Origin of the sequence: Oceanobacillus sp. FSL W7-1309 (assembly GCF_038002145.1) — a bacterium.
GTDB classification, from domain to species: domain Bacteria; phylum Bacillota; class Bacilli; order Bacillales; family Amphibacillaceae; genus Oceanobacillus; species Oceanobacillus profundus.
On the sequence record NZ_JBBOBX010000001.1, the window covers coordinates 1,928,563 to 1,954,572 of the forward strand.

Genomic DNA, 26,010 nt, shown 5'->3' on the forward strand with positions numbered 1-26,010 from the left:
GGTTTTATTCCCATGCATATACCATGAAAAGTGGTAGAATAAAGTATGGATTGCTTCATATAGAAAGGAAGATTCATACATGACAACAAAGGTGACGCAACCTTTAATAACACCTTTAAATGATCCGTGGGAAGCTTATATGGATGTAGAAGAATATGGTGAAATGACTTTATCGAATATCGAATTTACAACAACTAACATGTGTAATATGCGCTGTGCTCACTGTGCGGTAGGATATACATTGCAAAGCAGTGATCCAGATGCGTTGCCAATTGAGTTGATTCTGAAGCGTTTGGATGAGATTCCGAAGCTCCGCACACTAAGTATTACGGGTGGAGAACCGATGATGAATAAAAAGTTGGTTCGTAACTATGTTATTCCTTTACTTGAATATGCGCATCGTCGTGGTGTTAAAACACAGATGAACTCTAATTTAACACTGCCATTCGAGCGCTATGAGGAAATTATTCCGTTTCTTGATGTGCTACATATTTCGCATAACTGGGGAACTGCTGAGGAGTTTGCTCAAACTGGATTTGCGATGATGGAACGTAAACCCTCGCTGGAAAATCGAATAAAATATTTTGACCGTTTAGTAGAAAATTCGCAACGCCTCTCAGCTAATGGTGTCATGGTTTCAGCAGAAACAATGCTGAACAAGCGGACATATCCTTATTTGGAACAAATTCATGATCATATTAATGAAATGGGTTGTGCAAGACATGAAGTGCATCCAATGTATCCGGTCGACTTTGCGAGCACAATGGAAACGTTAAGTCTAGACGAAATGCGGACAGCAATTGAGCGTCTATTAGAGCACCGAAATCCCGATATGTGGATGCTATTTGGAACATTGCCGTTCTATGCTTGTAGTGCAAATGAAGCGGACTTAGCATTGTTGAATCGCCTCTACAAAGAAAAAAATGTGACAGTTAGAAATGATCCAGACGGAAGGTCACGCTTAAATGTAAATATTTTTACAGGTGAAGTCATTGTAACAGATTTCGGTGACGAGCCATCTTTAGGGAACATACAAACGACTTCTTTGCTGGAATCATATAAGCGTTGGATGGATACGAGAACTGCTAAAAGCTTAAACTGTCATTGTCCTGCAGTAAAATGTCTTGGCCCGAATGTTTTAGTGAAAAATGCTTATTATTCAGATGTTGATTTTCAAAAACGAAAAGCAACAATTAGTCTTTAATTTTTGTTTTGAGAAGAAGCTGGGACATAACAAAAGTGTTTAATGTTAAAGACGAACGATGCATAAGCTTAGCGTAGGAAATATAGCCGCCTCTGGATGTGCGAAGTATATTTCCGGAGCGAGTTATTTGCACCGGTCATGTTCGGTTTTTATTTCATAAAGATACTTTTGTCTCAGCTTCATTCCAAATCGGGCCATCAATCCACGGTGAAATGCGATATCCCCTTACAAGCGCGCTCCACTCAATAAGGGAAAAGCTTTTTCCTCACCTAGTAAACGAAATTATCGAAATATAGCTAAACTTTTAACTTGAATTTTTTATTATAGGCTTTACAATGAATAATAACTTAACAGTATTTTTCCTGAGGGGGATAGAATAAAAATGCCAATTAGAATACCGGCACAATTGCCGGCGAAGGAGATTCTTGAGCAGGAGAATATATTTGTAATGGAAGAAGAGCGCGCGGTTACGCAGGATATTCGGCCACTTAATATATTAATTGTCAATTTGATGCCTGAAAAGCAAAAAACAGAAGCACATCTCCTTCGTTATCTTGGGAATACGCCAATCCAGGTAAACGTCTCATTTTTGAAGATGACGACACATGATTCAAAAAATACGAGTAAATATCATTTGGACACCTTTTATAAACCGTTTTCTGACATTAAAGAGAAGCGGTTCGATGGAATGATTATTACAGGATCGCCTGTTGAGCATCTTTCATTTGAAGAAGTGGATTACTGGGAAGAATTACAAGAGATTATGAATTGGTCAAAAGAAAATGTTACATCGACATTGCATATTTGCTGGGGTGCGCAGGCGGCTTTGTATCACCATTATGGGATTAATAAGCATGAATTACCGGAAAAATGCTTTGGTATTTTTGAACATGAGGTATTACACCGAAATGAGAATCTCGTGCGTGGATTTGATGATTATTTCCTTGCGCCACACTCTAGATATACCGATATTTCGTATGAGGAGATCGCAAACCATTCAAAACTGCAAATCCTGGCCCATTCCGATAAGGCAGGTATTTTCTTAATGTCCTCTAAAGACGGTAAGAATATAATGGCAACAGGTCATCTTGAATATAGTGCAAGTACATTGGCAGAAGAATATCATCGGGACCATCAGAGAGGTATTCTAACACAATTGCCAGAGAACTACTTCCCGAACGATGATCCAAATGAAAAGCCATTACATCGATGGAAAAGTCATTGTAGTTTATTGTTCTCGAATTGGCTGAATTATTATGTCTACCAAACAACACCATATGAATGGGATTAACCAAAGAAATTCGAGCTGAACATCCTCTGGAAGAGGCTAGCTGTTCAGCTCTTTTTGTTGGTTACAAAGTGGTGATCGTTACGTTCCATTCTTCAAAGGTTGCTTCCTCGTAGCTAGCGATTAATCCTTTAGCTGAAAGATCGGCTTTTGGTATTGCTTTTTGTTTAATAACGACGTCAAACGGCTGTTCAAATGGGAAGTCATCTAATACGACTGTGTTCTCATTTTTCCAGTGTAACTGTAAGTGTTCGTCGCAAAATTCGTGCAATGCTTGATTCATGGGAATCCCATCTTTAAAAAAGGAATGTCCGGCATTCATTGCATTACCCGGTTCATTCAAACAAAGATACAAAGAAAGGTTATCACTAAACTGAATAAGCCCATAATGAAAATTAAACAAACGTTTGTTGAATTCGTTTAAAGTGGCAATAATTGATTGCTGCCGTGTGTTTTCTGCTGTAACAAATTCCTGGGCTTCTAGAGAAGTATGATTTAAAAGGAAGCGTTTATAGTGTTCACTGCATAGAAGTGCAGCGTATGAATCTACTTGTTGGACCACATCAATCCCATGCTTATAAAGAACGATTTTCGGTAAGATCGGAAAATCGAAAAAAGAGTAGGGTATTGCTTCTTTGTCGTTCAGAAATGGCTGTTTGTCAAACTCCTTCCAGCCACAGTCATGCTGATATGCTGCGAATTCAACCGAGCTTCGTAAACCGTCTCCTAAAAAGTAATCTTTCTTCCATTGTTTCACAATATCACCGGAAATAGCTGCATGGTGATCCTGCTGAATCAATATTAATTCTTGATTGCGTTCTCGAACAATCATGCTATCCATCCTTTCCGATTTTACGTAACCTAAGTATAAGCAAAATCTGTGGATGATGGAAATAAAATAACCTCCTCATTCGTGAACGAACGAGGAGGTTATTTACATTAGACGATTAAATTTTAATCGCTTATTCAGGGCATATATAATTGGGATACCGATAGCTAATACAACGAACTCACCGACGGCTGTTGTATACCAGGTCAACAGGAACGGAAATTGTAAAGCAAGCTTCAATTCAAATGCAATAATGAACATATTGAATGTAAAGACAATGGTATTCGCAGCAAGCAGCACCCATATATTTTTTATATATTTTGCTAGTAGAATGATAATAGCTAATGAAATTGCAGAGTGTGCTACACCAAAGACTAAATCAAACCAACCTAAAGGTGAAAATAATAGGTTATATAAAAATACCCCTATTACAATTCCAAAGAAGTAGCGCTTATCAAATACAATAAGATGGTTAAATACTTCAGAAATGCGGAATTGGATATTTGTAAATCCGAATGGAACAATGAGTGCGGATACAGCAATATATAAAGCAGCTATTAACGCATTCACCACAAGAGTTCTTACTTTCATGTTAATCTCTCTCCTTAGTTTTTTATCGTGGGATGGTTTCGAACCACGTGAAACATATGCTATCATACCAGTGTTTATAAGCCTTTGTAAATACTAATGTATAAAAATTATTTATGGGAAATAATTAAATAACTTTAAAACGGATGTTTTTATTCATATAGGCACGTTACTTAAACATGCCTCATACAATAAATTTGGAATAGAATGAAGGGAATGAGTAAAGTGTACTATTTTTATCCGTATCCTCTGCCTTACTTTACGAACATACCGCATTATCCTTACGAAAGGCCGTTTTATTATGGAAGTCTAATGAATGAACAATTACAAAAAAAAGAAGATTTCCGAGTGAAGGATTATGGACCACAACCGTTTGTTATAAATATTAATAAGGCTACACGAAATAATAATACGTATCGTACTGCTATATGGACAGGAGAGCACATGCAAGTCACATTAATGAGTATTCATGTTGGTGATGATATTGGTTTAGAAATACATCCGGATACCGATCAATTCCTGCGAATAGAGCAAGGACAGGGGATTGTAAGAATGGGGAAAAGCAGTAATAACTTGAATTTTGAAAGAAGAGTATACGACGATACAGCAATTATGGTGCCTGCTGGAACATGGCATAATGTAATCAATACAGGCAATATTCCATTAAAGCTTTATACAATATATGCCCCCCCACATCATCCACATGGCACTGTTGAGACAACTAAAGCGGAGGCAATGCTGGAAGAATAGCACGCTGTTATGCCGCAGTATATTTCGTATTATTTTATTTGCCACTAGATGTTGGTTGTTGTTTAGAACGAAGTTTATTTAGCGGGATGGATAGTTTCAATCTTTAAAGAACTGTTTACGCCTATGGGGACTTAGACTTTCTCTTTCTATATTTAAAAGCTAATCAAGTAGTTTTCAATGAAGAATAGGTACCTACTGCCGCAGCACCATAAAAAGCCCCCATAAATATACCAGCCCATAAATCTCCTCTATGACTAATAAAGATGGAAATAATAAACCCAATAATGCTTGCTATGGTAGGAAAGTATTGACGTGGAACAGGAAATACTTTAAAACATTGGGTTAATAACACGACAGCTGGTACAGCAATAACTCCGTCCCAGAAATTTGTGTGAATGGTTGGGTAGTCCATGAGAATCGATTCCTTTCATGTTAAATACTAGAATCATTAATTGAACGATTTATTTTCTAAAACAACAATTTTACTATTTCTAGAAATACTTGCTTTCTTGGTCTGTTCAACTAATCGATTAATCTGATTACAGCACTGTTTAGCACCTGCTATAAGTAATGGAACGCCGATAAAGTCAATGTGTAGACCTCTAGAGAAAAATCCTCCAATTGATATAGCTATAGGTACGGTCGGTGAAGTGTTGGATATTACTATTTTTTCATTAAAATTATATTTTTCCTGTAATAGCTCAATAAGATTTTGTATTGCTGGCACAACATATTTATTATCTTTTCTGCCTATGGTATAAACAGCATTTCCATCTTCATCTAATCCATGAAATATTAATTTTCCAAGATCGTGTTTTGTTAATTTGTTAAAATAATCTACACTCATAATCTCCTCTTTTGTAAGAACTTTGTCAGTCGGGATTTTTTTTAGATGATATGCTGCTGCAAGAGAAGTTGTATGTGTTCCACCATAGTCATTGTATATAAATATCACGATAATCATCCTCCACTACTATTGTGACCAAGTTCGTCTTTTTTAGCAGATAAGAATGTAAACTTTCATATGCTGCATAAGTGCAACTAGGCATTCGTCTAAAGCCTTGTTTTACTTCAAAGCATAAGAGAATGCATCATACACTTTCTAAGAATCCCATTAACGAATGCCAAGTTTTGTAATAAAAGAGTAGAGATGTAGGTTTTTAACAAATTTACATTAATTGCATAAAGTTAATAAAATGATTGATTATTATCACATGTCACCTCCTTTAATCTACTTAAAGGAGGGTTATTTATATTTAGAGAATAGACCAAATGGAAGGCAACTGATTAAAAAGAAAAGCTAAGCCTAATCGAAAAAAATGAGTGGCATAGTAACACTTTTTTATGTAAACATAACACCATTAAAATGGAAAATACATTACGTAATCATAATGTATTTATTGACTACATCATTCCAAAATGATAAATTAGAATAGCTATTAAGTCGCGTGAAAAGTGCGATTTTTTTCGTTGTATCAGTGTTACGAATTTTCAAATTCGTGTTACTGACATGTAGGAATACAATTAGAGTAAAAGTAATTTTTTAATTGATGTAATCAAGGTGAGCAGTTAAGGAGGAAATCATGGACGACTCTTCATTAAAAAGGTTTAGTGTGTCAATGGAAGGGCATTTGCTTGGGAAATTTGATGATTTAGTGAAACAAAGAGGGTATGAAAACCGATCGGAAGCAGTTCGTGACCTGGTTCGGGATGCATTAACACAGCACTCATGGGAGCAGGATGAACAAATTGTTGCTGGGAGTGTTCTTTTATTTTATAATCACCATCAGCGAAATTTAGTAGATGAGCTTACAAAGATTCAGCACCGTATGCATGATAATATCTTAGCAACGACACATTTTCATCTGAATCAAGCGAGCTGTTTAGAGTTGATTATCGTAAAAGGAAAAGCGAAAGACATCCAACAGCTAAGCAATCAGCTGACAAGTATAAAGGGTGTCGACTACGGTAAGTTTACATTAGCTCCTGTGGAGCGAATCTAATTTTGGATATTAAATGAAAATCGGAGTGAAATAAATGAATAAAAAAATAATCGGAATTAGCTTGTTGACTATGTTTATTTTTACTATCTTATTGGCGGGCTGTACACAGTCGGAATCTGATCAAGCAGATGATGCAACAAATGAGAAGGAAGAAAATAAAGATGAGCTTGTATTAGCATTTGGTTCGGAGCCGGAAACTGGATTTGATCCAACAACAGGGTGGGGGCGCTACGGCTCTCCGTTATTTCAAAGCACGCTCTTAAAAAGAGATGATGATCTTGAAATTGTAAATGATTTAGCTACAGGTTATGAAGTTGATGGAGAAGTTTGGACGGTGTCATTACGTGATAATGTGAAATTTTCTGATGGAGAACCTTTAACCGCTGAAGATGTTGTGTTTACATTTGAAACGGCAATGGATAACGCATCTGTTGTGGATCTTAATGTAATCGATAAAGTGGAAGCGATAGATGAATATACGGTGGAATTTACGCTAAAACAACCTCAGTCCACATTTGTTAATTCGCTCGTAGCAACAGGGATTGTACCAAAGCATGCCTATACAGAGGATTATGCTGAGAATCCGATTGGATCGGGACCGTTTCAGCTTGTGCAGTGGGATAAAGGACAGCAATTAATTGTTGAGGCTAATCCTGAATATTATGATACAGAACCTTATTTTAAACAGATTACCTTTTTATTCTTAAGTGAGGACGCTTCCTTTGCTGCTGCTCAAGCAGGTGAGGTAGATATGGCATATATACCAGCTGCATTTAGTAACCAAGAGGTTCCTGGCATGAAATTAGAAGCAGTAGAAACAGTGGATAACCGTGGTATTGTCTTTCCTTTTGTAGAGTCAGGAGAAGTTACAGAGGACGGTTTACCAATTGGTAATGACGTAACAGCAGATGTAGCAATTCGTCAGGCGATAAACATAGCTGTTGATCGTCAAGCGTTAGTAGATGGTGTGCTAGAAGGATATGGCACCCCTGCTTATACATCTGTAGATGGGCTGCCGTGGTGGAATCCAGAAACGGTTATTGAGGATGCTGATATGGACCGCGCGCGTACACTATTAGAAGAAGCTGGATGGGAAGATACTGATGGCGACGGAATTTTAGAAAAGGACGGCTTAAAGGCTGAGTTCTCCCTTTATTACTTAGCAAGCGATGCGATACGACAATCACTTGCAATAGCTGTTGCAGATATGATGGAACCACTTGGAATTAAAATTAATGTCGAGGGCGGAAGCTGGGATGTTATCGGTCAGCATATGTATTCCAGTGCTGTATTGATGGGTTGGGGGAGTCACGACCCACATGAGATGTATAACATTTACGGCAGCGATAATGCTGGAATCGACTATTATAATACTGGCTATTATGAGAACGAAACTGTGGATGCATATTTTGAACAGGCACTTGCAGCTTCTAGTGAAGAAGAGGCAATCGATTTTTGGAAAAAGGCTCAATGGGATGGTGAAACTGGTGTAAGTGTACAAGGTGATGCTGCGTGGGCTTGGCTAGTAAATATTGATCACCTGTACCTTGTTAAAGATAATTTGGATATTGGTGATCAACGCATCCACGTACATGGTCATGGATGGCCGGCAACGGATAATATTGCTGATTGGAAATGGAGTAATTAAAGTGTGTACAACCTCTAAAAGGTGTGTTCGAAATGGTTAAAAAGCTGAGCTTTTTTCTTTTTATGAAAGGGATACGAATGGCTACATTACTAGTAGCCATTTGTTTTATTTCCTTTTTATTAGTTAAAAATTCTCCAATTGATCCGGTTCAAGCTTATATTGGAGCGGACATGTTAAATGTAGGTCCTGAACAACGTGCTAAAATAGCTGCATATTGGGGACTGGATCAACCAGTTGGTGTTCAATTTATGAATTGGGGGTCTGCAATTCTTTCTGGGGATTTAGGTACGTCGATGATATATCGCCGCCCTGTTGCTGATATTATTGGGGAGCGTTTTATCAACTCCTTGGTGCTTATGCTGACTGCGTGGGTATTATCAGGAGTTATTGGATTTATCCTTGGTGTTGTTGCCGCAATGAAAAAAGGTACTTGGCTTGATCGATTGATAAAAGGGTACTGTTATACACTGGCTTCCACACCGACATTCTGGATGGGTTTACTTGTATTGATTGTTTTTGCGGTGTGGTTGAAATGGTTTCCGGTTGGGATGGGAGTTCCTGCCGGTGTGCTTGCAGAGGATGTTACGTTACTTGACAGAATTAAACACCTTATATTACCTGCGATAACATTAAGTATACTTGGTGTGGCTAATGTAGCGCTTCATACACGTCAAAAGATGATTGATGTGCTTCAAAGTGACTATATACTATTTGCCCGCGCGCGAGGTGAGCGTGGCATTGTGCTTTTTTGGAGACACGGGCTGCGTAATGTAGCTTTACCAGCAATTACTTTACAATTCGCTGCGTTTAGTGAACTGTTCGGTGGCGCTGTATTAGCTGAACAGGTTTTTTCTTATCCAGGTTTAGGTCAGGCAACGGTTGAAGCTGGCGTAAGAGGGGATGTCCCACTATTATTAGGACTTGTTATTTTTAGTACGTTATTTGTTTTTATTGGCAATCTAATAGCTGATCTGATTTATTTGGTGCTCGATCCTAGGATGAGAGGGGGAGATCGTTATGCTTTCTACTCCAGAAGAAAAAAATAAACAGCCTCTCCTAAATCAGAGAAGGCGGATGCTTCTTACAATTGTTATCGCAGCTTTATTTTTATTAAGTATCATATTAGGTGGGTTATTGTTGGATGAAGGAAGGATAACGACCAATCTAACTGAACGAAACGCTCCTCCATCGTTCGACCATTTATTTGGTACGGATTGGCTGGGCAGAGACATGTTTGCGAGAACAATTATGGGTCTTTCACTCAGTATCGGGGTTGGTTTACTTGGGGCGACAGGAAGTGCGCTGATTGCTCTTGTTCTGGGAATGGCTGCTGCGTCGATGGGGAAAATAGCGGATCGCTTGATTTCCTGGATTATTGATCTTTTCTTGAGTGTACCACATTTGGTGACACTTATTTTAATTGCTTTTACATTAGGTGGAGGGTTTAAAGGAATTGTAGTTGGGTTGATGCTCACGCATTGGCCAAGCCTTGCTCGGGTTGTTCGAGCGGAGGTGCTGCAAGTTCGTTCCGCTGAGTATGTTCAGATGTCGAAACAAATGGGAAAACCGCGTTGGTGGATTGCACTGCATCACATCTTACCACATATAAGTCCGCAAATCTTAATTGGATTTATGCTACTATTTCCACACGTTATATTACATGAAGCGGCTGTTACATTTTTGGGGTTAGGTCTTTCACCGCACGAGCCGGCAATCGGAATTATTTTGTCCGAGTCAATGAAGTATTTATCTTCTGGAATGTGGTGGCTTGCCTTTTTCCCGGGGCTTTGTTTGTTAATTGTTGTAAGGACATTTGATCAAATTGGAGAATATCTGCGGGTGATGCTTGACCCAACAAGAGCACATGAGTAAAAAGTTTTCCAAAGGAAGAGGAGTTAATGAATGTCTATTCTTGAAGTGAAAAATCTATCTGTCTCGTTTAAACAATATACGACTGGTATGAAACAAAAGGAACTCCAGGTTATTTCCGATTTGAACGTTAATCTGGAAGCGGGAAAAATCCTTGCCGTTGTCGGTGCCAGTGGCTCTGGGAAAAGCTTGCTCGCACATGCAATATTAGGTGTGCTTCCAAGCAATGCAAAGATCAGCGGGTCAATGACATATGCGGGAGAAGAGCTAACATATTCTAGGAAAATCGCGTTAAGGGGAAAAGAAATTGCCCTCGTTCCACAATCGGTTAACTATTTGGATCCTTTAATGAAGGTTGGCAAACAGGTACGTACATCGGTAAGGTCTGGTGATCCAGCGAGGAAGCAAAAGGAAGCTTTCGAACGTTATCACCTAACGCAAAAGGTGGAGGAGTTGTATCCATTCCAGCTCTCAGGAGGGATGGCAAGGCGAACGCTATTATCAACTGCTGTTGTCAGTGGAGCAAAGGTAATTATAGCGGATGAACCAACCCCAGGCCTTGATCCTGCTGTGATGAAAGAAGCACTTCGTCATTTCCGGGAATTGGCAGACAGTGGGTGTGCAGTCATGCTGATAACGCATGATATTGATTCTGCTTTATCTATTGCAGATGAGATTGCAGTTTTTTATGCTGGGACGACAGTGGAGATTGCACCAGTTGCAGACTTTACTGGAAAAGGAGAAGCATTACGGCATCCGTATAGCAAAGCTTTATGGCGAGCTTTACCTCAAAATGAATTCATTCCGCTTCCAGGAACACAACCACATGCAAGCTCCCTCCCACCTGGCTGTTTATTCGAACCGCGATGTCCATGGGCAACAGCTGCATGTCGAAAGGGAAGCCCCGATATGAGAGAATTGAGAGACGGTACGGTGAGGTGTATCCATGCAACTTGATGCAAAAGATGTTGGGTTTCGATATGGAAATGGCGAGTGGTTATTTCGCGGAGTGAATTTCACGATAAATCCCGGCGAAATCGTAGGTATTGTCGGGCCAAGTGGGCAGGGGAAAACCACCTTTGCTCGCATATTAGCAGGATTTGAGGATCCGGTTGAGGGAACCGTTACCCTTGGTGGCTTGCCAGTAGAGAAAAAGGGTTACCAGCCGATACAGCTCGTGTTCCAGCATCCAGAAAAAGCAATTAACCCACGCTGGAAAATGCAAAAAAGCTTACGCGAAGGCTGGGAACCGGATCGGACGTTACTAGAAGCGTTTGGTATTGAACAGGAATGGTTAACCCGCTGGCCAAATGAGTTGTCTGGCGGTGAGCTGCAGCGCTTTTGTGTGGTACGAGCATTAGGGCCGGAAACGCGTTTCCTAATAGCAGATGAAATGACAACCATGCTTGATGCAATTACCCAAGCACAAATCTGGCATGCAGTTTTGGAGATAGCAAAAAAACGTGAAATGGGTGTCATTGTGATTAGTCATGAAGCAAATTTGATTGAAAGGCTTTGTAGTCGGGTAGTTACCTTGAATAAAAACGAATAATCAGAGGAAAATAAATGGGATCGAGTATACGCTCGGTCCTTTTGTATTTGCTGGAAGTGAATGTTTAGGATGGACTGCATTATTAAAATTTGATTTTATCATCCTGCTACTAGATTAAAAGGACTCAACTAGGATGTTATATTCCCTGTTCCAGCTTGACAGAGTAACTGATAAAACGTATAATACTTACATAAAGTAACAAAGTAATAATAAGTTATATTTATAAACCGAATTCTACAGAAGGTGGTTAATCGAATGGAGAAGAAATTTTTTGAAGCGCCGACGATTCATGTTGAAGAAGTTAATATAAATGTACGTGATTTATCAAATTCACTTTTATTTTATGAAGGTATTATGGGGTTCCAAGTGTTAGAACAAAGTGAACAGAAAGCAGTATTAACGGCTGATGGTAAGCGTCCGATACTTACATTAGAACAGCCGAAAGATGTAACTCCGAAACAGCAACGAACAACTGGCTTATACCATTTTGCAATTCTGCTGCCAAGCCGTGCTGATTTGGCTGCATTTCTCAAGCATTTTATCCAAACTGGTTTAGCGGACAGACTAGGGTTTGGTGCTTCTGATCATGTTGTTAGTGAGGCTTTATATTTCTCTGATCCTGATGGGAATGGTATTGAAATTGCGCATGATCGGCCCTCTTCAGCATGGGATTGGACAAATAGTCAGGTTACAATGCGGACAGATCCACTGGATGCAGAAGGAATTTTAGCTGAGCAAAAAGAGGAATGGCAGGGAATGCCTGCAAATACGCTTATGGGGCATATTCATTTACATGTTGCCGATTTAGATGCGGCAGAGAAATTCTATATTGATGGATTAGGATTTGATATTGTTACGAAATATCCTGGTGCGTTATTCACATCGCATAACGGCTATCATCATCACGTTGCTGTCAATGTGTGGAGTGGAATTGGCGCCCCTAGACCAGTAGCGAACAGTATCGGACTAAATTGGTATTCACTTGTTTTTCCGGATGAAGCGACGCGTAAGAAAACAATCGACCAATTAGAGCAAATCGGCGCTGATGTGACAAATGAAAGCGACGCTTATATGACGGAAGATCCAGCCGGTAACAAAATAAAATTAATTGTACGTTCCTAATCGGATTGCATAAATCATAAAAACACCGTTCACGGGCTAGGCTTAAATCAGCATCGAACGGTGTTTTTATTTTTAATTATTATACCAGGCAGCTGCCGCTTTCACTTCGGTCATTGTTAACTGATGTCCGTGACCTTCCCAATGTAATGTTACATTGGCACCCGCAGATTCCAGTAGAGAATGGAGGTCTTCTGATTCTTGTGCAGGGCAAATTGGGTCATTTGTTCCTGCGGCGATAAATACCTGTTTACCAGAAAGATCCGGTAAGTCGATGCCTCTTCTTGGAACCATTGGATGATGTAAAATCGCTGCTTTTAACGCAGCTTGATAATGGAACATTAAGCTTGCTGCAATGTTTGCCCCATTTGAATAGCCGATCGCGACAATGTTATGACGATCAAATTCATATTTTTCTGCTGCTTCATCCAGAAAGTCATTTAGTTCGGCTGTGCGGAAAATAAGATCTTCTTCATCAAAAACCCCTTCAGCAAGTCTTCTGAAAAAACGTGGCATCCCATTTTCGAGAACATTCCCACGTACGCTTAATACATTTGCATCTATGTCAATAATTTCTGCAAGTGGAAGGAGATCTTGTTCGGTGCCTCCAGTTCCATGCAGTAACAACAATGTTGGTTTGGAAGGATTGCTTCCTTTTTTGAAAATATGTTTCATTTGTTACACTCCTCCTAGTTTGGCCGTTCTAGTGAAAATAACGCTCCAGTTTTTGCGTAATTACTTCCTGCTAAACGACTTACAGCTTTTAATTTATCTTGGTTAATTCTTCCCGACTCTTCATAAATGTGTTCATCAACATGAAAGCGAACGACCTTTCCAATTAAGAGATCAGTATTAATTGATTCGCCATCACCTAATTCAATCGCTCGTTCTAATTTACATTCAAATCGAACCTTAGCTTCCTTAATTCCCGGTACGGAAATCGCTTCACTTTCTGCAAATGTGAAATTTGTCAGGTTTAGTTCGCTTTCTGTAGCAGGAAGCGATGCAGCGGTTTTATTGACCTCCTCGACATTATACTCATCAACTATATGCACGACAAAGTCTTTGCTTTCTAGTATATTTCGGGCCGTATCCTTTAATTGTCCAGCTTTGCGTTGAATCGAAATGGAAAGCATTGGTGGATTAGAAGAAACAACGTTAAAATAACTAAATGGAGCTCCATTGATTGTTCCGTCATTTGCTTTACTGTTAACAAATGCAATTGGTCTAGGAATAATGCTTCCAGTTAATAATTTGTAATTCTCGCGTTCTGTATTGTTTTCAGGATCAAAGGAAAGCAATGTCATCCCTCCTTAGAATGGAATAGATCGTTACTACTTTTCATGTTCTCACTGTTCTTCACTTTTTTTGCCGACCGTTTTAAGCACGTGAATGATTGTCTTTTTCTCTTCATCAGAAATACCATCAAATAAGTCCTCGATTACTTTTTGATGCTTTGGAAAAATGCCGTCCATCAGTTGGCGTCCCTGGTCTGTCAGTTGTATATAAACAACACGACGATCATCCTTGCAATTACTTCGTTCGAGCAGCTCTTTGTTTTCGAGTTTATCGATTACATAAGTAATGGACCCCGTATTAATAAGAACAGCCTCGGAAATTTGGCGTATCGTTTGTCTGCCTTTGTGGTATAATGCTTCTAAAATAGCAAAATCGGAAGTGCGCATGCCATGACTGCTAATATCTTTTTTAATTCTCTCTTCAATTGACTTGTAAGCCTTCATTAATACGACATAAGCTTTTAATGACAGATTTTCACTCATTCTTTTCCCTCCTAAAGCGTATCTAATATATGTTATTCAGATATAATTAATTAAAATATCTTTAATTAATTATAATTATATAAAACTAAATGATTAAAGTCAACCATTATCATAACGTGTTTCAATCATCTACTATAACTTGATTCTCTTTTCCCGGTACATGTAAACTAAAAGATATTGCAGTAGTCATTGTTATTGAATGGAGGAAGGGGAAATGGATAATCAGCTAACGGACTTCAGTATTAACTTACAGCAGATTGAATTTTTAGCTCCAAAAATGAATCAAGGAATTGGAGTTATTTTTGTGATTCAAGGAGATTTAACCGTTGAAACAAATAGTCGATTTTATCAATTGAAAGAAAAAGATGTGCTTGTTATAAATCGGAATCAAGTATACCAAGCGAAAGGAAATAAGGGAAATCACATTCTGTTGTTACAAATTTCCGATCGATTTATGAAGCAGTCCTATGAAGCGTATCCGAATAGTCGATTTGAGTGTTTCTCAGGCGACGTAGATATGGAAAAAGATGCGGTCATTAATCGAATCCGTAAACTTTTAGCCGAACTAATGATTGCCTATTTTCGAAGATCAGAGAGTTATCGGATTGAAATCCAATCTTATGTTAGCGAAATCCTGCTTATTCTTATTCGGCGTTTTAAGCAAATGGGAAGAATCCAGGAGCGCATTGATACAGGAGATCAACGAATCAGAGAAATCATTTATTATATGGAAGAAAATTATCATCAAAAAATTACATTAGATGATGTTTCGGAGAAGTTTTACTTATCGTCTAGTTATTTATCACGTTATTTTAAAGAGAAGGTTGGAACTGGGTTTAATCATTATTTGATGAATATTCGTCTTGAGCATGCAGTAAAGGAATTGCTGTATACTTCTGATTCAATCTCTCATATTGCAATGAATAATGGCTTTCCCAATGTAAAGTCATTTGTACATTATTTCAAAGAAGCATATAAAAAGACCCCGAAATTATACCGAGAAGAAAATCAGGAAACCGGTATGGACACGATGAAAACGTATGACATAAAGGATGCAGTTGAAATTATTCAATCATCATCTATTATTGGAGAATTAGGAATGTTACTGACGGATAGTGATGTTGTATTCACTAGTATCGAAACGGAAGCTGAAGAATTAAAGCTTGATATACGACAGGTTAGTCCATCTAAAATTAATCGGCCAATACATAATCTTGCTATCGGCGAGTTAAGTGAGCTATTAAAGGAAGGAGTCAGACTGCAAGTTCTAATGGCAAAGGAGGAAATAGGCTTAGAAAATATTGCAGTACGTAGATTAATTGGTGGTACTACATTTATTCCACCGGTAGAGACGGACGAAATTATCGCGACTACTTCGCCATATTACAATGCGGATTTCGTGTTGAATTTTTTAAGGAAGCATGATTTAGGACTGTTCATTCGGATTGATTACGTTGAAATTTCCCGTGATGAAGAGAATTATATAAGTGAAATGCAAGATTTCATAAAGCATTGCTTGAATGTGTATGGGACTTCCTATATTGAAAAATGGTACTTTATGTTTTATGAACCGTCTGCAACAGCTGTCCTTGTTAGTGAGCTTGAGCGTGTTTATTTGAAATTATATCGTTCGGTTAAGGCGCTTATTCCAAAAGTCAAAGTAGGAGCTTTTCTGCCATTTTCCTATAAAGATGAAAAAACGTCCAAGAATCATACTTGGTTAGTGGAGAAAAAAGTACCAATTGATTTCTATGGCTATGAAGCAAACCAAAATGAAATTATCGATTTTGAAGAGTTGGGAGATGATAGATTTTCGCTGGCGAAAGGGTACATAAAGGAAAAAACAGTTAAGCTAAAGACATATTTAAGAAAGCATGGGAAGAATCAGCCGATTAGTTTAATTAGCTGGAACACGCTATCTGGGAATACACGATTTACGAATGGAACGTTTTTCCGTGGAGCATTAGTATTGCAAAATGCTCTGGACTTGGCTGATGAGGTCGAATCAATAGGTTTTTGGATTAATACAGAACAGCATGAGAAGTCAGGGCGTGATAGGAAAATTCGGATGGAGGGACTTGAGCTTTTTCACTTTTTTAGTGGCAAACGCCCTGCTTATTTTGCGATGCAGTTTTTAGACAGATTAAATGGGGATATTATTGCACGTGGTTCAGAATATATCATGACTAAAAACGACCGTGGCTATCAGCTCGTATTAATGAATATTAATAATGTGAATCCTCATTTTACGATTGAAGAGACATTCTTAAAGAAATTAAATAAAGAAGTTCGCGTAACGATTTCTGGTTTGGAGCCAGGAGAGTATCAAATACGCAAACGGGTTTTTGATAAAGATTTTGGCGCACTTTATACAAAGTGGTGGGACTTAAATAGTAAATACGGAATGGATGAAGAGGTTATTAATTATATTAACGAAACGAGTAAACCATCACTTGAATTATTCGATCAGGTGATTGATGGTGATTGGAGCATGTATGCTTATATGTCATTAAATGCGATTCACTTCTTTGATATACGTAGAGCTTTTTATTAAAAACCGATTAGTATAATCCAAATTATATCTAAAACCAGAAAATAACGATAAAAAAATAACGGTTAATTTTTTACCGTTATTTTTATATGTGAATTTATGAACATGATTTAACGCTTATTATAATGAAAAATGACTTATTTAAAATGGTGGATTTTTTTATACTAAGGATGTGGTAAAAATGAGCTCAAGAAAGACCGCAGGCATTATTATCCAGTTATGACTTGTTGGAGATAGGTAAGAATAAGATTTACTACATTATTGGGCTGTATAATGCCCATGCCCAAAAATCGTGAAGTTCTCAAAACGTGAAGCTTTGGGGTGAACAGACATGATTCTGTTGGACTGACATTCAATGAGAGGGAAGAATACCTCGCAGAATGGGTTTCACTTTATTAATTTTAAAAGGAGAGGTTGTACAATGGATACAGCTTACAAAGGCACCAATAAGATGATTACAGGAATTGTATTTGGAGTTATTACATTTTGGTTATTTGCTCAATCAATGGTTAATATTGTACCAGCAATTCAATCCGATTTAGGTGTTTCATTAAGTACGATTAACGTAGCAATTAGCTTGACTGCTTTATTTTCCGGAATGTTTATTGTAGTGGCTGGAGGTTTAGCAGACCGGATTGGTCGTAAAAAAATTACCTATGTTGGTTTGATTCTAAGTATAATTGGATCCTTATTACTTGTTTTAGCAAACGGATCTATACTTTTAATTGTAGGTCGTATTTTACAAGGTTTATCGGCAGCGGCAATTATGCCTGCTACGATAGCGTTAGTGAAGGAATACTTTGATGGTGAAGATCGTCAGCGAGCACTTAGCTATTGGTCAATTGGCTCTTGGGGTGGTTCAGGATTTTGTTCCTTCTTCGGTGGTGCAATCGCCACATCAATGGGATGGAAATGGATCTTCGTCTTTTCTATTGTTTTTTCACTTTTAGCAATGTGGTTAATTAAAGACACACCTGAAAGCAAAGCAGAAACAACAGGGACATTTAAATTTGATTTCGGTGGTCTAGGAATCTTTATTGTTACAATGCTTGCTTTAAATGTCTTTATTACACAAGGCGCGAGCTTAGGCTGGACTAGCCCATTAACAATAGGACTTGCAGTAATAACGATTGTTGGAGTAATTGGCTTTATTAAGTATGAAGCAAAACGAGATAATGCACTTATCGATTTTAAAATGTTTAAAAGCAAAGCCTATACAGGTGCAACTATTTCTAATTTCTTATTAAATGCAGTAGCTGGTACATTAGTTGTTGCGAACACCTATGTACAGGTGGGGAGAGGCTTCTCGGCGTTTCAATCAGGAATGCTTTCAATTGGTTATCTTGTAGCGGTGCTCGGGATGATTCGCGTAGGTGAAAAGATTATGCAAAAAACTGGCGCAAGAAAACCAATGGTATGGGGAACGGTTTTAACGTTAATCGGTGTAGGTGTGATGGGACTTACTTTCTTGCCAGACCTAATGTATACAATTGTTGTATTCGTTGGATTTATACTCTTTGGTTTAGGTTTAGGAATGTATGCAACACCTTCAACTGATACGGCTGTAACCTTTGCTCCAGCAAATAAAGTTGGAGAAGCTTCCGGAGTGTATAAAATGGCAAGTTCACTTGGAAATGCGTTTGGAGTTGCGATTTCAGCGACAGTATACAGCGCAATCACAGCAATAAGTAGTGTAGAGGTAGCGGCATCCTCAGGAATTATCGTTAATGTAATCTTTGCGATATTATCCTTGATTTCAATTATCGTGTTAGTTCCTAGGGAATCAGGGGAAAATGAAGATGACCCTATCAACGCATCCAATGTACGTCCTGTTGGGGCAAAACATTAAGAATTGAGTCAAAATAGAGGAGGCAGTTGGAATGAGAAGTAAATTGATGGAGATGTTAGAAGCACGCAAAGATGAAATGATTGAAATTCGTCGTTATTTGCATGAAAATCCAGAGCTTTCTTTTAAAGAAGAAAAAACTGCTCAATATATTGCCGACTTTTACAATGGTAAAGATGTAAAAGTAGAGACAAATGTTGGTAATGGTTATGGAATCATTGTAACGATTGTAGGAGGAAAACCGGGAAAAACAATCGGATTAAGAGCGGATTTTGATGCCCTTCCAATTACGGAAGAGGCAGATGTCCCATTTAAATCAAAAAATGAAGGGGTCATGCACGCATGTGGCCATGACGCTCATACAGCATACTTGCTTGTTCTTGCTGATTGCTTGATTCAACTTAAAGAAGAGTTAAATGGTACAATAAAAATTATCCATCAGCATGCAGAAGAGGTTCCGCCAGGTGGTGCAAAAAGCATCCTTGATTCGGGTAAGCTAGATGATTTAGATGCAATTTTTGGTATCCATGTACTTCCGATGGATCCTGCTGGAGTGGTTGGTTATCGCAGTGGCTATGCATTTAATGGCAGATCTTACTTTAAATTGAAAATTCAAGGAACTGGTGGACACGGTTCATCTCCACACACTGCAAATGACTCTATCGTCGCAGGTGCTCATTTTGTAACGGTTGTGCAAACCATTATTAGTCGTCGTTTAAATCCGATGGATCCAGGTGTTGTAACGATTGGATCGTTTGATGGGAAAGGGACATTTAATGTCATCAAAGACAGTGTGGAGCTTGAAGGTGATATTCGCTATATGAGCGCTGAAAGTCAGAAGATTATTGAGGAAGAATTTAAGCGAATTGTTAAAGGGATTGAAGCAGAATTCGGAGTAGAATGTATCCTGGAATATAAATCCGATTATCCACCATTGTACAATACTCCAGAGTATACAGAATTGGTAGCTGAAAGTCTGAAAAACGCTAATGATAAGGATATTAAAGAGGTAAAACAATATCCACCTTTAGCGCCGTCTGAGGACTTCGCTTACTATTTGGAAAAAATACCTGGCAGTTACTTCTTTATCGGATGTACACCAAAAGGAGTAGAAAAGCCTTACTTTAATCACCATCCGAAATTCGATATTGACGAGGACGCCATCCTTGTAGCTGCTAAAGCGGTTGGACATGTTGTTTGCAGTTACTTTGAAAAAAATGAATGATGAGGTTCTATTAAAATTGAAAATACCGCATGAAAATCAAATGAAAATTTTGATTTCATGCGGTTTTGTTTTTCTGATTGAGATTTTATTACATCTTATCGCAGAGGATTTTTGACAGAATATATATGTGGGTGTATAATATACGCTTGTATCGAACAATCTAATTAAATTTTGAGGTGAATATTGTGAAGAAGTTAATATCTACAAAGATGGGATTCTTCGCTATCGCTGTATTCCTATTTTGGATAAAAACGTATTTGATATATAAAATTGAATTTAGTCTTGGTGTAAGTGGGCCGATGCAAGAGTTTTTACTATTCTTAAATCCGTTAAGTACAGGATTAATATTCTTAGGATTAGCACTCTTTGCTTCTGGTAGAAAAGCTGGCCGATGGATTATTATTCTATCGTTTATTCTAAGCTTTATCCTGTATGCTAATGTTGTATTCTATCGTTTTAATAGTGATTTTATCACGATAGCGACCATGATGCAGACAAGTAACTTTGGTAGTTTAGGTGGAAGTATTGCAAGTTTAGTAGAGTGGCGTGATCTTCTCTATGCATTTGATTTAGTTTTATTAATCGTATTGTATTGGAAGAATCGTACGAACTGGTCAATGGAACGACTAAAGATTCGGAAACCATTCATTGTGCTGGCCGCTGGTGTAATGGCCTTTGTTATCAATCTAGGCTTAGCTGAGGCAGATCGCCCACAGTTGTTAGAGCGTACATTTGACCGTAATTATTTAGTGAAATACTTGGGTGCATATAATTTTATGATTTATGATGCAATCCAAAGCTTTGAGTCATCGACACAACGCGTGCTTGCAGATAGTAGTGATATTACAGAAGTTGAAAACTATACGAAGAGTAAATATGCAGAACCAAATGAAGCTTACTTTGGAAAAGGTGAAGGAAAGAACATTATTAAAATTCATCTAGAATCATTCCAATCCTTTTTGATAGATTTTGAGTTACACGGGGAAGAGGTTACACCGTTCTTAAATTCCTTAGTGAACGATCAAAGTCAAGGATTCACGTATTTTGATAACTTTTTCCACCAAACAGAGCAGGGAAAAACAGCTGATGCTGAGCTGATCATGGATACTTCACTCTATGGCTTGCCACAGGGATCTGCTTTTGTAACACGAGGAAAAAATACGTATCAAGCATTACCTGCAATTCTTGATCAGGAACAAGACTATACAAGTGGAGTATTCCACGGAGATGGTAAATCGTTCTGGAACCGTGATGAAGTGTATAAGCATCTTGGGGTAACAGATTTCTATTATGATATCTTTTATGATATGAGCCCAGATCAGGTTATTAATTATGGATTAAAGGATAAACCATTCTTTGAAGAGTCCATGCCATTATTAGAAGAAATGGAACAGCCATTTTATGCCCATATGATGACATTAACGCACCATCATCCATATTTGATTGATGAAGATGAAGCGACGATTGCCCCTGCTGAAACGGGTGATGGTTCGGTGGACCGTTACTTCCAAACAGCACGTTATCTTGATGAATCATTGGAACAATTCTTTAATGATTTGAAGGAATCTGGACTTTACGAGGATTCAATAATTATGATTTATGGAGACCACTATGGTATCTCAGATAATCATAACCGTGCAATGTCCGAAATTCTTGGTGAAGAAATTACACCATTGAAAAATGCGGAGCTTCAGCGTGTGCCATTTATGATCAAAGTTCCTGGTGTTGAGGGACAAGGTACGAATCATACGTATTCAGGTCAAATTGATGTTATGCCAACGCTTCTGCATATTTTAGGAATTGATGCACGCGATTATATTCTTTTCGGTACAGACATGTTTTCTGAGAACCATAAAGACTATGTGCCATTCAGAAATGGTGGATATATGACGGAAGAATACAGCTTGGTAAATGGCGTTTATTATGACAATGAAACGAAAGAAATTATTGAAGAACCAACAGAAGAGATGAAGGAATTAAGTGAAACAGTTCTTCATGAGCTGGAACTTTCAGACCGGGTATTGAACGGGGACCTACTTCGTTATTACACACCAAATGATGAGTGGGAACCAATTGATCCTGCTGATTATGACTATAATTATGATTTGGAAGATAGCGAAGAAGCCAGTGAAGAAGAATAAGAGGAACAGCACTGACGGAGATGTCAGTGCTGTTTTTGTGTAAAGTGAATCTACATGAAGTAAACAAAACCTATTCCTCGCAATTTTGCCATGTTCAAGATTAGAGATATTACATAATGCGGTAAAATCTAAAACAATGGATTGAAAATATGAAAAAGAAGGTGAACTTCATTTGAAACAAATGATTCGGAGGTTCTTAGTTTGGTTCTCGGCATTGTTTCTATTAAATATCATCGTTAATGTAATCTTCAAATCATCTTTACACCTTACAACTGCTTTTTCTACAGCTTTAGGTGTATCAGCAGGCATCGTAATTGTAGGGAAATGGGTAGAAAGTAGATTGAGCTGATAAGAGCATGCAGGTTTGCGGGACAAGCATGCTCTTATCAATTTATTCTGCTTTTTCCAGCTCTCGTTTCCTTTTTAAAAGTGCTTGAAATTCTAGTTCCAATGCTTCTGACGGTTCTAGACTGAGCTTGCTCAGTACTTCCGTTAATTTTGTTTCAATTACAAGTAATTCTTGCTCTATTGAATCAGCGGCCTGCTTTGGAACGTAATTTTTATACGCCTCAAAGCTTCCATCAAAAAACGTAATTTTTTGTTTTTCGATTGCTAAAATGTGATCAGTGATATTCTCGACAAAACGTCGATCATGAGACACAAGAAGTATTGTACCTTCGTAATCAGTTAGAAGATCTTCTAATGCTTCGACTGCTTCAATATCAAGGTAATTCGTTGGTTCATCTAAGACGAGTGTATTTATATTGCTGACAAATAGTTTTGCAAAAGCTACTTTAACACGTTCTCCACCGCTTAATACTCCTACCTTTTTATATACATCTTCCCGATAAAAATGTAACCTTGCAAGCACAGTGCGAATAAAGGTTTCATCTTGGACAGCTGTTGAGCGAACGTTTTCCAGTATGGAGTCTGTTGTATCAAGGACGTCAAGATTCTGGCTGAAATAACCAATTTTGGCAGCGGGTGATACCGTGATGCCATCCGCTTCGTTCATTATTTTCTTTAACAGCGTTGTTTTACCAGCACCGTTTTTGCCAATAACCGCTACTTTTTGTCCACCACGAATATAGAAACCTGCTGGGTTCCAAAGGATGCGATTGGCTACTTTTCCAGTTAGCTCCTCTGCTCGGATAATAATCTGTCCTGTAAAAGCTTCCTGATTCGGTAAATTCATTTTAATGGCAGGTATTTCTTTTACCTTTTCTACTTTTTGAAGCTTTTCTAATCGCGTTTCTATTGATTTTGCTGTTTTTTGAAGCTTCTTTTGTTTTTTAGCGAAGTATGGCTTCGCTCCAGTAATTTTTGCTTCAGAAGCGCTGACTTGATTCGGTTTTTTCGTTGCGCGTTGTGCTTTTTGGTCCTTCAACTCGCGTGCATGTTCCAATTGTCTTTTCTTTCGTTGGTATTGTTCATATGCGCTTTCTTGTTGTCTGATTGCAAGTTCCTTTTGAGCAATATAATCCGAATAGTTCCCTTTATACACATTGATTTTTTTTTCGTCGATTTCCCAAATCTTCGTACATAGAGCGTCTAAAAAGCTTCGATCATGGGACACAATAACAATAGCTCCTTGCCATCTTTGTAATTGCTTTTCTAAGCTTTCGATATGCTCCGTATCCAAGTTGGTTGTGGGTTCATCCGCAAATAAAAGGCCAGCTTGTGTTGCTAAAGACTGGTTAATATATTCCTGTGTAACTTCACCACCACTTTTTGTTGTATCCGTGTTTTTTAATTGGGGGAGCAATTCACAGGTTGCTCGGAGGTTAATCGTACCTTCTTCTGGCTGCCGCTTTCCTGCAAGTATTTCGAGCAGACTTGTCTTACCACTGCCATTTCTTCCAACAAGTCCAATTCGATCTTTATTCTGGATAGCTAAATGATCCGCAGCAAAAAGTAAACGATCCTTGACTTCATACTTGAGTCCGCTTATTTCCATAATAACCATATCTATCATCTCCGTTCTTATTTGAGAGACCAAAAAAAGCCTCCAATTCTTTTCAGAATAGGAGGCAGAGGTGTACAGAAAAAAGAGAGACTACTCCCTTTGGCTGGAACACAAAAATCTACAATCCTATTCTGAAAAATTCCATGATTGTATGACAAAAACAGCAGAAAAATCCGCTAATGTTGACATACTGTTCACCTGAATGTTTTCGAAAAAATAGGATTAGTACTTCATGTCCCCTTTGTTCACCCTTCCGTCTTGTAGTTGATATTATTATAAACGAATGGAATGCTCTGATGCAACCCCTTGTTTTTGGCTATTTGTAGAAACTCCGTCACAAAAAACAACTGTTATATTTGATAAAATAAACATATTGAGGACAGGAGGAGCCTATAATGGAAAGAGTAATCCGAAAGCAAGAGGCAGATACATTCATTGAAAATTTATATAGAGAGCTTGGCAAAACATCAAAAGAAATTGCTGAGAGACTGAGTCAAATTCACGAAGAGCTGGATGAAAAAGGGTACTATGAGCATACATATGAAGAGCTGTCTTATGGTGCCAAGCTTGCTTGGCGTAACTCGAATCGTTGTATTGGTAGACTGTTTTGGGAAAGGCTGGAGGTAATAGATGCAAGACATGCTGCACGTAGTGAGGAAGTATTTACTTATTTGCTTCACCATATAAGGAATGCAACCAATCATGGGAAAATCAAACCGATGATAACGATATTCCAGGCCGAAATCCATGGGGATAGACAGGTGAAGATTTGGAACCACCAATTACTTCGCTATGCTGGATATGAAACGGAAAATGGGATAGTAGGAGATCCAGCTTCTGTAGCTTTTACGAAGGAATGCTTGAAGCTTGGCTGGGTTGGTGAAGGAACTTCATTTGATTTGCTTCCACTCGTTGTTCAAATCGGTGGTCATGACCCGGAGTTTATGGAAATACCAAAGGAGTACGTAATGGAGATACCAATTGAGCATCCTGACTTTTCACTGTTTGGGGATTTAGCGGTGAAGTGGTATACAGTACCAATTATTTCGGATATGCGCCTCGAAATCGGGGGGATTGACTATGTAACAGCTCCGTTTAATGGCTGGTATATGGGTACGGAAATAGGAGCGAGAAACTTAGCTGATGAAGGGCGATATAATTTGCTTCCTTTAGTAGCGAAACAGATGGGATTAGAAACAAAACATGAAAGCACTTTATGGAAGGATCGTGCACTTGTAGAGCTAAATGCCGCTGTATTAGATTCCTTTAAAAAATATGGGGTATCCATTGTCGATCATCATACAGCTGCAAAGCAATTTAAGGTTTTTGAAAATCGGGAACAGAAAACAGGGCGTAAGGTTACTGGGAATTGGACATGGTTGATTCCACCATTGTCTCCAGCGGTGACTCATATTTTTCACAAGCCTTATGATAACCATGTGCAAAAGCCAAATTATTTCTATCAAAAGAATTATTATGTATAATCAAAAAGAAAGGCAGTTCCAAACGGAACATGCCTTTCTTTTCCCCTAAAAGGGGTGCACGCGGAAAATTAAATTCATCTTCTCCAAACTGTTCTTTCTGACGATATTTTACAACTCGTCATTACAGGATGGTCTTACTGACTGTATTTGTTGCTTTAGAGATCGT

The 26,010-nt window shown here is 38.3% G+C and carries 24 protein-coding genes and 1 riboswitch; of the genes, 16 read left to right on the forward strand and 8 right to left on the reverse strand.

Features of this window, described 5'->3' with window-relative positions; translation table 11 throughout:
* Positions 1–79 precede the first annotated feature (79 nt).
* A complete protein-coding gene (gene yfkAB, locus NST46_RS09120; RefSeq protein WP_095312074.1) occupies positions 80–1,204 on the forward strand; it encodes a radical SAM/CxCxxxxC motif protein YfkAB in 1,125 nt (374 codons plus the stop codon).
* Positions 1,205–1,586: 382 nt separating this feature from the next.
* Positions 1,587–2,495 (forward strand): homoserine O-acetyltransferase MetA, encoded by a 909-nt coding sequence (gene metA, locus NST46_RS09125; RefSeq protein ID WP_095312076.1) that lies wholly within the window; start codon positions 1,587–1,589, stop codon positions 2,493–2,495.
* 61 nt (positions 2,496–2,556) lie between these two features.
* Here metA and NST46_RS09130 read toward each other — a convergent pair whose 3' ends face one another.
* Positions 2,557–3,324, reverse strand: coding sequence for a DUF3891 family protein (locus NST46_RS09130; protein WP_303448292.1), 768 nt, complete (start codon positions 3,322–3,324; stop codon positions 2,557–2,559).
* 102 nt (positions 3,325–3,426) lie between these two features.
* Positions 3,427–3,912: a QueT transporter family protein gene (locus NST46_RS09135; RefSeq protein ID WP_118889238.1), complete on the reverse strand. Its 486-nt coding sequence runs from the start codon at positions 3,910–3,912 to the stop codon at positions 3,427–3,429.
* An 8-nt stretch (positions 3,913–3,920) separates the two neighbouring features.
* Positions 3,921–3,965: riboswitch (PreQ1 riboswitch) on the reverse strand.
* Positions 3,966–4,134: 169 nt separating this feature from the next.
* Here NST46_RS09135 and NST46_RS09140 point away from each other — a divergent pair.
* Entirely contained in the window at positions 4,135–4,659 is a 525-nt protein-coding gene (locus NST46_RS09140) for a cupin domain-containing protein (RefSeq protein ID WP_379601570.1), read from the forward strand.
* A 163-nt stretch (positions 4,660–4,822) separates the two neighbouring features.
* Here the strand turns inward: NST46_RS09140 and NST46_RS09145 are convergent, their stop codons facing one another.
* A complete protein-coding gene (locus NST46_RS09145) occupies positions 4,823–5,071 on the reverse strand; it encodes a hypothetical protein (protein ID WP_341137081.1) in 249 nt (82 codons plus the stop codon).
* Between the two features lie 36 nt (positions 5,072–5,107).
* Positions 5,108–5,614 carry a DUF3189 family protein gene (locus NST46_RS09150; protein WP_340002781.1) on the reverse strand — a complete coding sequence of 169 codons (507 nt, stop codon included), beginning with the start codon at positions 5,612–5,614 and terminating at the stop codon, positions 5,108–5,110.
* Between the two features lie 628 nt (positions 5,615–6,242).
* Between NST46_RS09150 and nikR the strand changes: the two genes are divergently transcribed.
* The 7 genes from nikR (at position 6,243) to NST46_RS09185 (ending at position 12,853) form a co-directional block, all read left to right on the forward strand.
* Positions 6,243–6,662, forward strand: coding sequence for a nickel-responsive transcriptional regulator NikR (gene nikR, locus NST46_RS09155; protein WP_095312083.1), 420 nt, complete (start codon positions 6,243–6,245; stop codon positions 6,660–6,662).
* Between the two features lie 34 nt (positions 6,663–6,696).
* The gene (locus NST46_RS09160; protein WP_303448293.1) at positions 6,697–8,310 is read left to right on the forward strand and encodes an ABC transporter substrate-binding protein; all 1,614 of its coding nucleotides are present in this window, start codon (positions 6,697–6,699) and stop codon (positions 8,308–8,310) included.
* A gap of 32 nt (positions 8,311–8,342) precedes the next feature.
* Positions 8,343–9,356 (forward strand): ABC transporter permease, encoded by a 1,014-nt coding sequence (locus tag NST46_RS09165; protein WP_251661059.1) that lies wholly within the window; start codon positions 8,343–8,345, stop codon positions 9,354–9,356.
* Positions 9,328–10,182, forward strand: coding sequence for an ABC transporter permease (locus NST46_RS09170; RefSeq protein WP_095312087.1), 855 nt, complete (start codon positions 9,328–9,330; stop codon positions 10,180–10,182). Before NST46_RS09165 ends, NST46_RS09170 begins: the two co-directional genes overlap by 29 nt.
* A 30-nt stretch (positions 10,183–10,212) precedes the next feature.
* The gene (locus NST46_RS09175) at positions 10,213–11,136 is read left to right on the forward strand and encodes an ABC transporter ATP-binding protein (RefSeq protein ID WP_340002783.1); all 924 of its coding nucleotides are present in this window, start codon (positions 10,213–10,215) and stop codon (positions 11,134–11,136) included.
* Positions 11,126–11,731 carry an ABC transporter ATP-binding protein gene (locus tag NST46_RS09180; RefSeq protein ID WP_340002784.1) on the forward strand — a complete coding sequence of 202 codons (606 nt, stop codon included), beginning with the start codon at positions 11,126–11,128 and terminating at the stop codon, positions 11,729–11,731. Before NST46_RS09175 ends, NST46_RS09180 begins: the two co-directional genes overlap by 11 nt.
* A 255-nt stretch (positions 11,732–11,986) precedes the next feature.
* Complete coding sequence (locus NST46_RS09185; protein WP_341137082.1) at positions 11,987–12,853, forward strand: VOC family protein; 867 nt, start codon at positions 11,987–11,989, stop codon at positions 12,851–12,853.
* 72 nt (positions 12,854–12,925) lie between these two features.
* Here NST46_RS09185 and NST46_RS09190 read toward each other — a convergent pair whose 3' ends face one another.
* Genes NST46_RS09190 through NST46_RS09200 form a run of 3 tightly spaced genes read right to left on the reverse strand, consistent with a single transcriptional unit; the run spans position 12,926 to position 14,631 of the window.
* The gene (locus NST46_RS09190; protein WP_095312096.1) at positions 12,926–13,525 is read right to left on the reverse strand and encodes an alpha/beta hydrolase; all 600 of its coding nucleotides are present in this window, start codon (positions 13,523–13,525) and stop codon (positions 12,926–12,928) included.
* A gap of 14 nt (positions 13,526–13,539) precedes the next feature.
* Positions 13,540–14,151, reverse strand: coding sequence for a flavin reductase family protein (locus NST46_RS09195; RefSeq protein ID WP_303448297.1), 612 nt, complete (start codon positions 14,149–14,151; stop codon positions 13,540–13,542).
* 48 nt (positions 14,152–14,199) lie between these two features.
* Positions 14,200–14,631: a MarR family winged helix-turn-helix transcriptional regulator gene (locus NST46_RS09200; protein WP_095312100.1), complete on the reverse strand. Its 432-nt coding sequence runs from the start codon at positions 14,629–14,631 to the stop codon at positions 14,200–14,202.
* Between the two features lie 214 nt (positions 14,632–14,845).
* On the opposite strand from NST46_RS09200, the gene NST46_RS09205 reads away from it, so the two are divergent.
* The 5 genes from NST46_RS09205 (at position 14,846) to NST46_RS09225 (ending at position 22,743) form a co-directional block, all read left to right on the forward strand.
* Positions 14,846–17,185 carry a helix-turn-helix domain-containing protein gene (locus NST46_RS09205; protein ID WP_341137083.1) on the forward strand — a complete coding sequence of 780 codons (2,340 nt, stop codon included), beginning with the start codon at positions 14,846–14,848 and terminating at the stop codon, positions 17,183–17,185.
* 418 nt (positions 17,186–17,603) lie between these two features.
* On the forward strand, positions 17,604–19,031 hold the full coding sequence (locus tag NST46_RS09210) for an MFS transporter (RefSeq protein ID WP_095312105.1): 1,428 nt from the start codon (positions 17,604–17,606) through the stop codon (positions 19,029–19,031).
* A 31-nt stretch (positions 19,032–19,062) separates the two neighbouring features.
* Entirely contained in the window at positions 19,063–20,253 is a 1,191-nt protein-coding gene (locus NST46_RS09215; protein ID WP_303448299.1) for an amidohydrolase, read from the forward strand.
* A 185-nt stretch (positions 20,254–20,438) separates the two neighbouring features.
* Positions 20,439–22,394, forward strand: coding sequence for an LTA synthase family protein (locus tag NST46_RS09220; protein ID WP_251661049.1), 1,956 nt, complete (start codon positions 20,439–20,441; stop codon positions 22,392–22,394).
* A 172-nt stretch (positions 22,395–22,566) separates the two neighbouring features.
* Complete coding sequence (locus tag NST46_RS09225) at positions 22,567–22,743, forward strand: hypothetical protein (protein ID WP_251661048.1); 177 nt, start codon at positions 22,567–22,569, stop codon at positions 22,741–22,743.
* Positions 22,744–22,785: 42 nt separating this feature from the next.
* On the opposite strand, the gene NST46_RS09230 is transcribed toward NST46_RS09225, so the two are convergent.
* Entirely contained in the window at positions 22,786–24,360 is a 1,575-nt protein-coding gene (locus NST46_RS09230; protein ID WP_341137328.1) for a Vga family ABC-F type ribosomal protection protein, read from the reverse strand.
* A gap of 395 nt (positions 24,361–24,755) precedes the next feature.
* Between NST46_RS09230 and NST46_RS09235 the strand changes: the two genes are divergently transcribed.
* Positions 24,756–25,844: a nitric oxide synthase oxygenase gene (locus NST46_RS09235; RefSeq protein WP_341137084.1), complete on the forward strand. Its 1,089-nt coding sequence runs from the start codon at positions 24,756–24,758 to the stop codon at positions 25,842–25,844.
* Positions 25,845–26,010 lie beyond the last annotated feature (166 nt).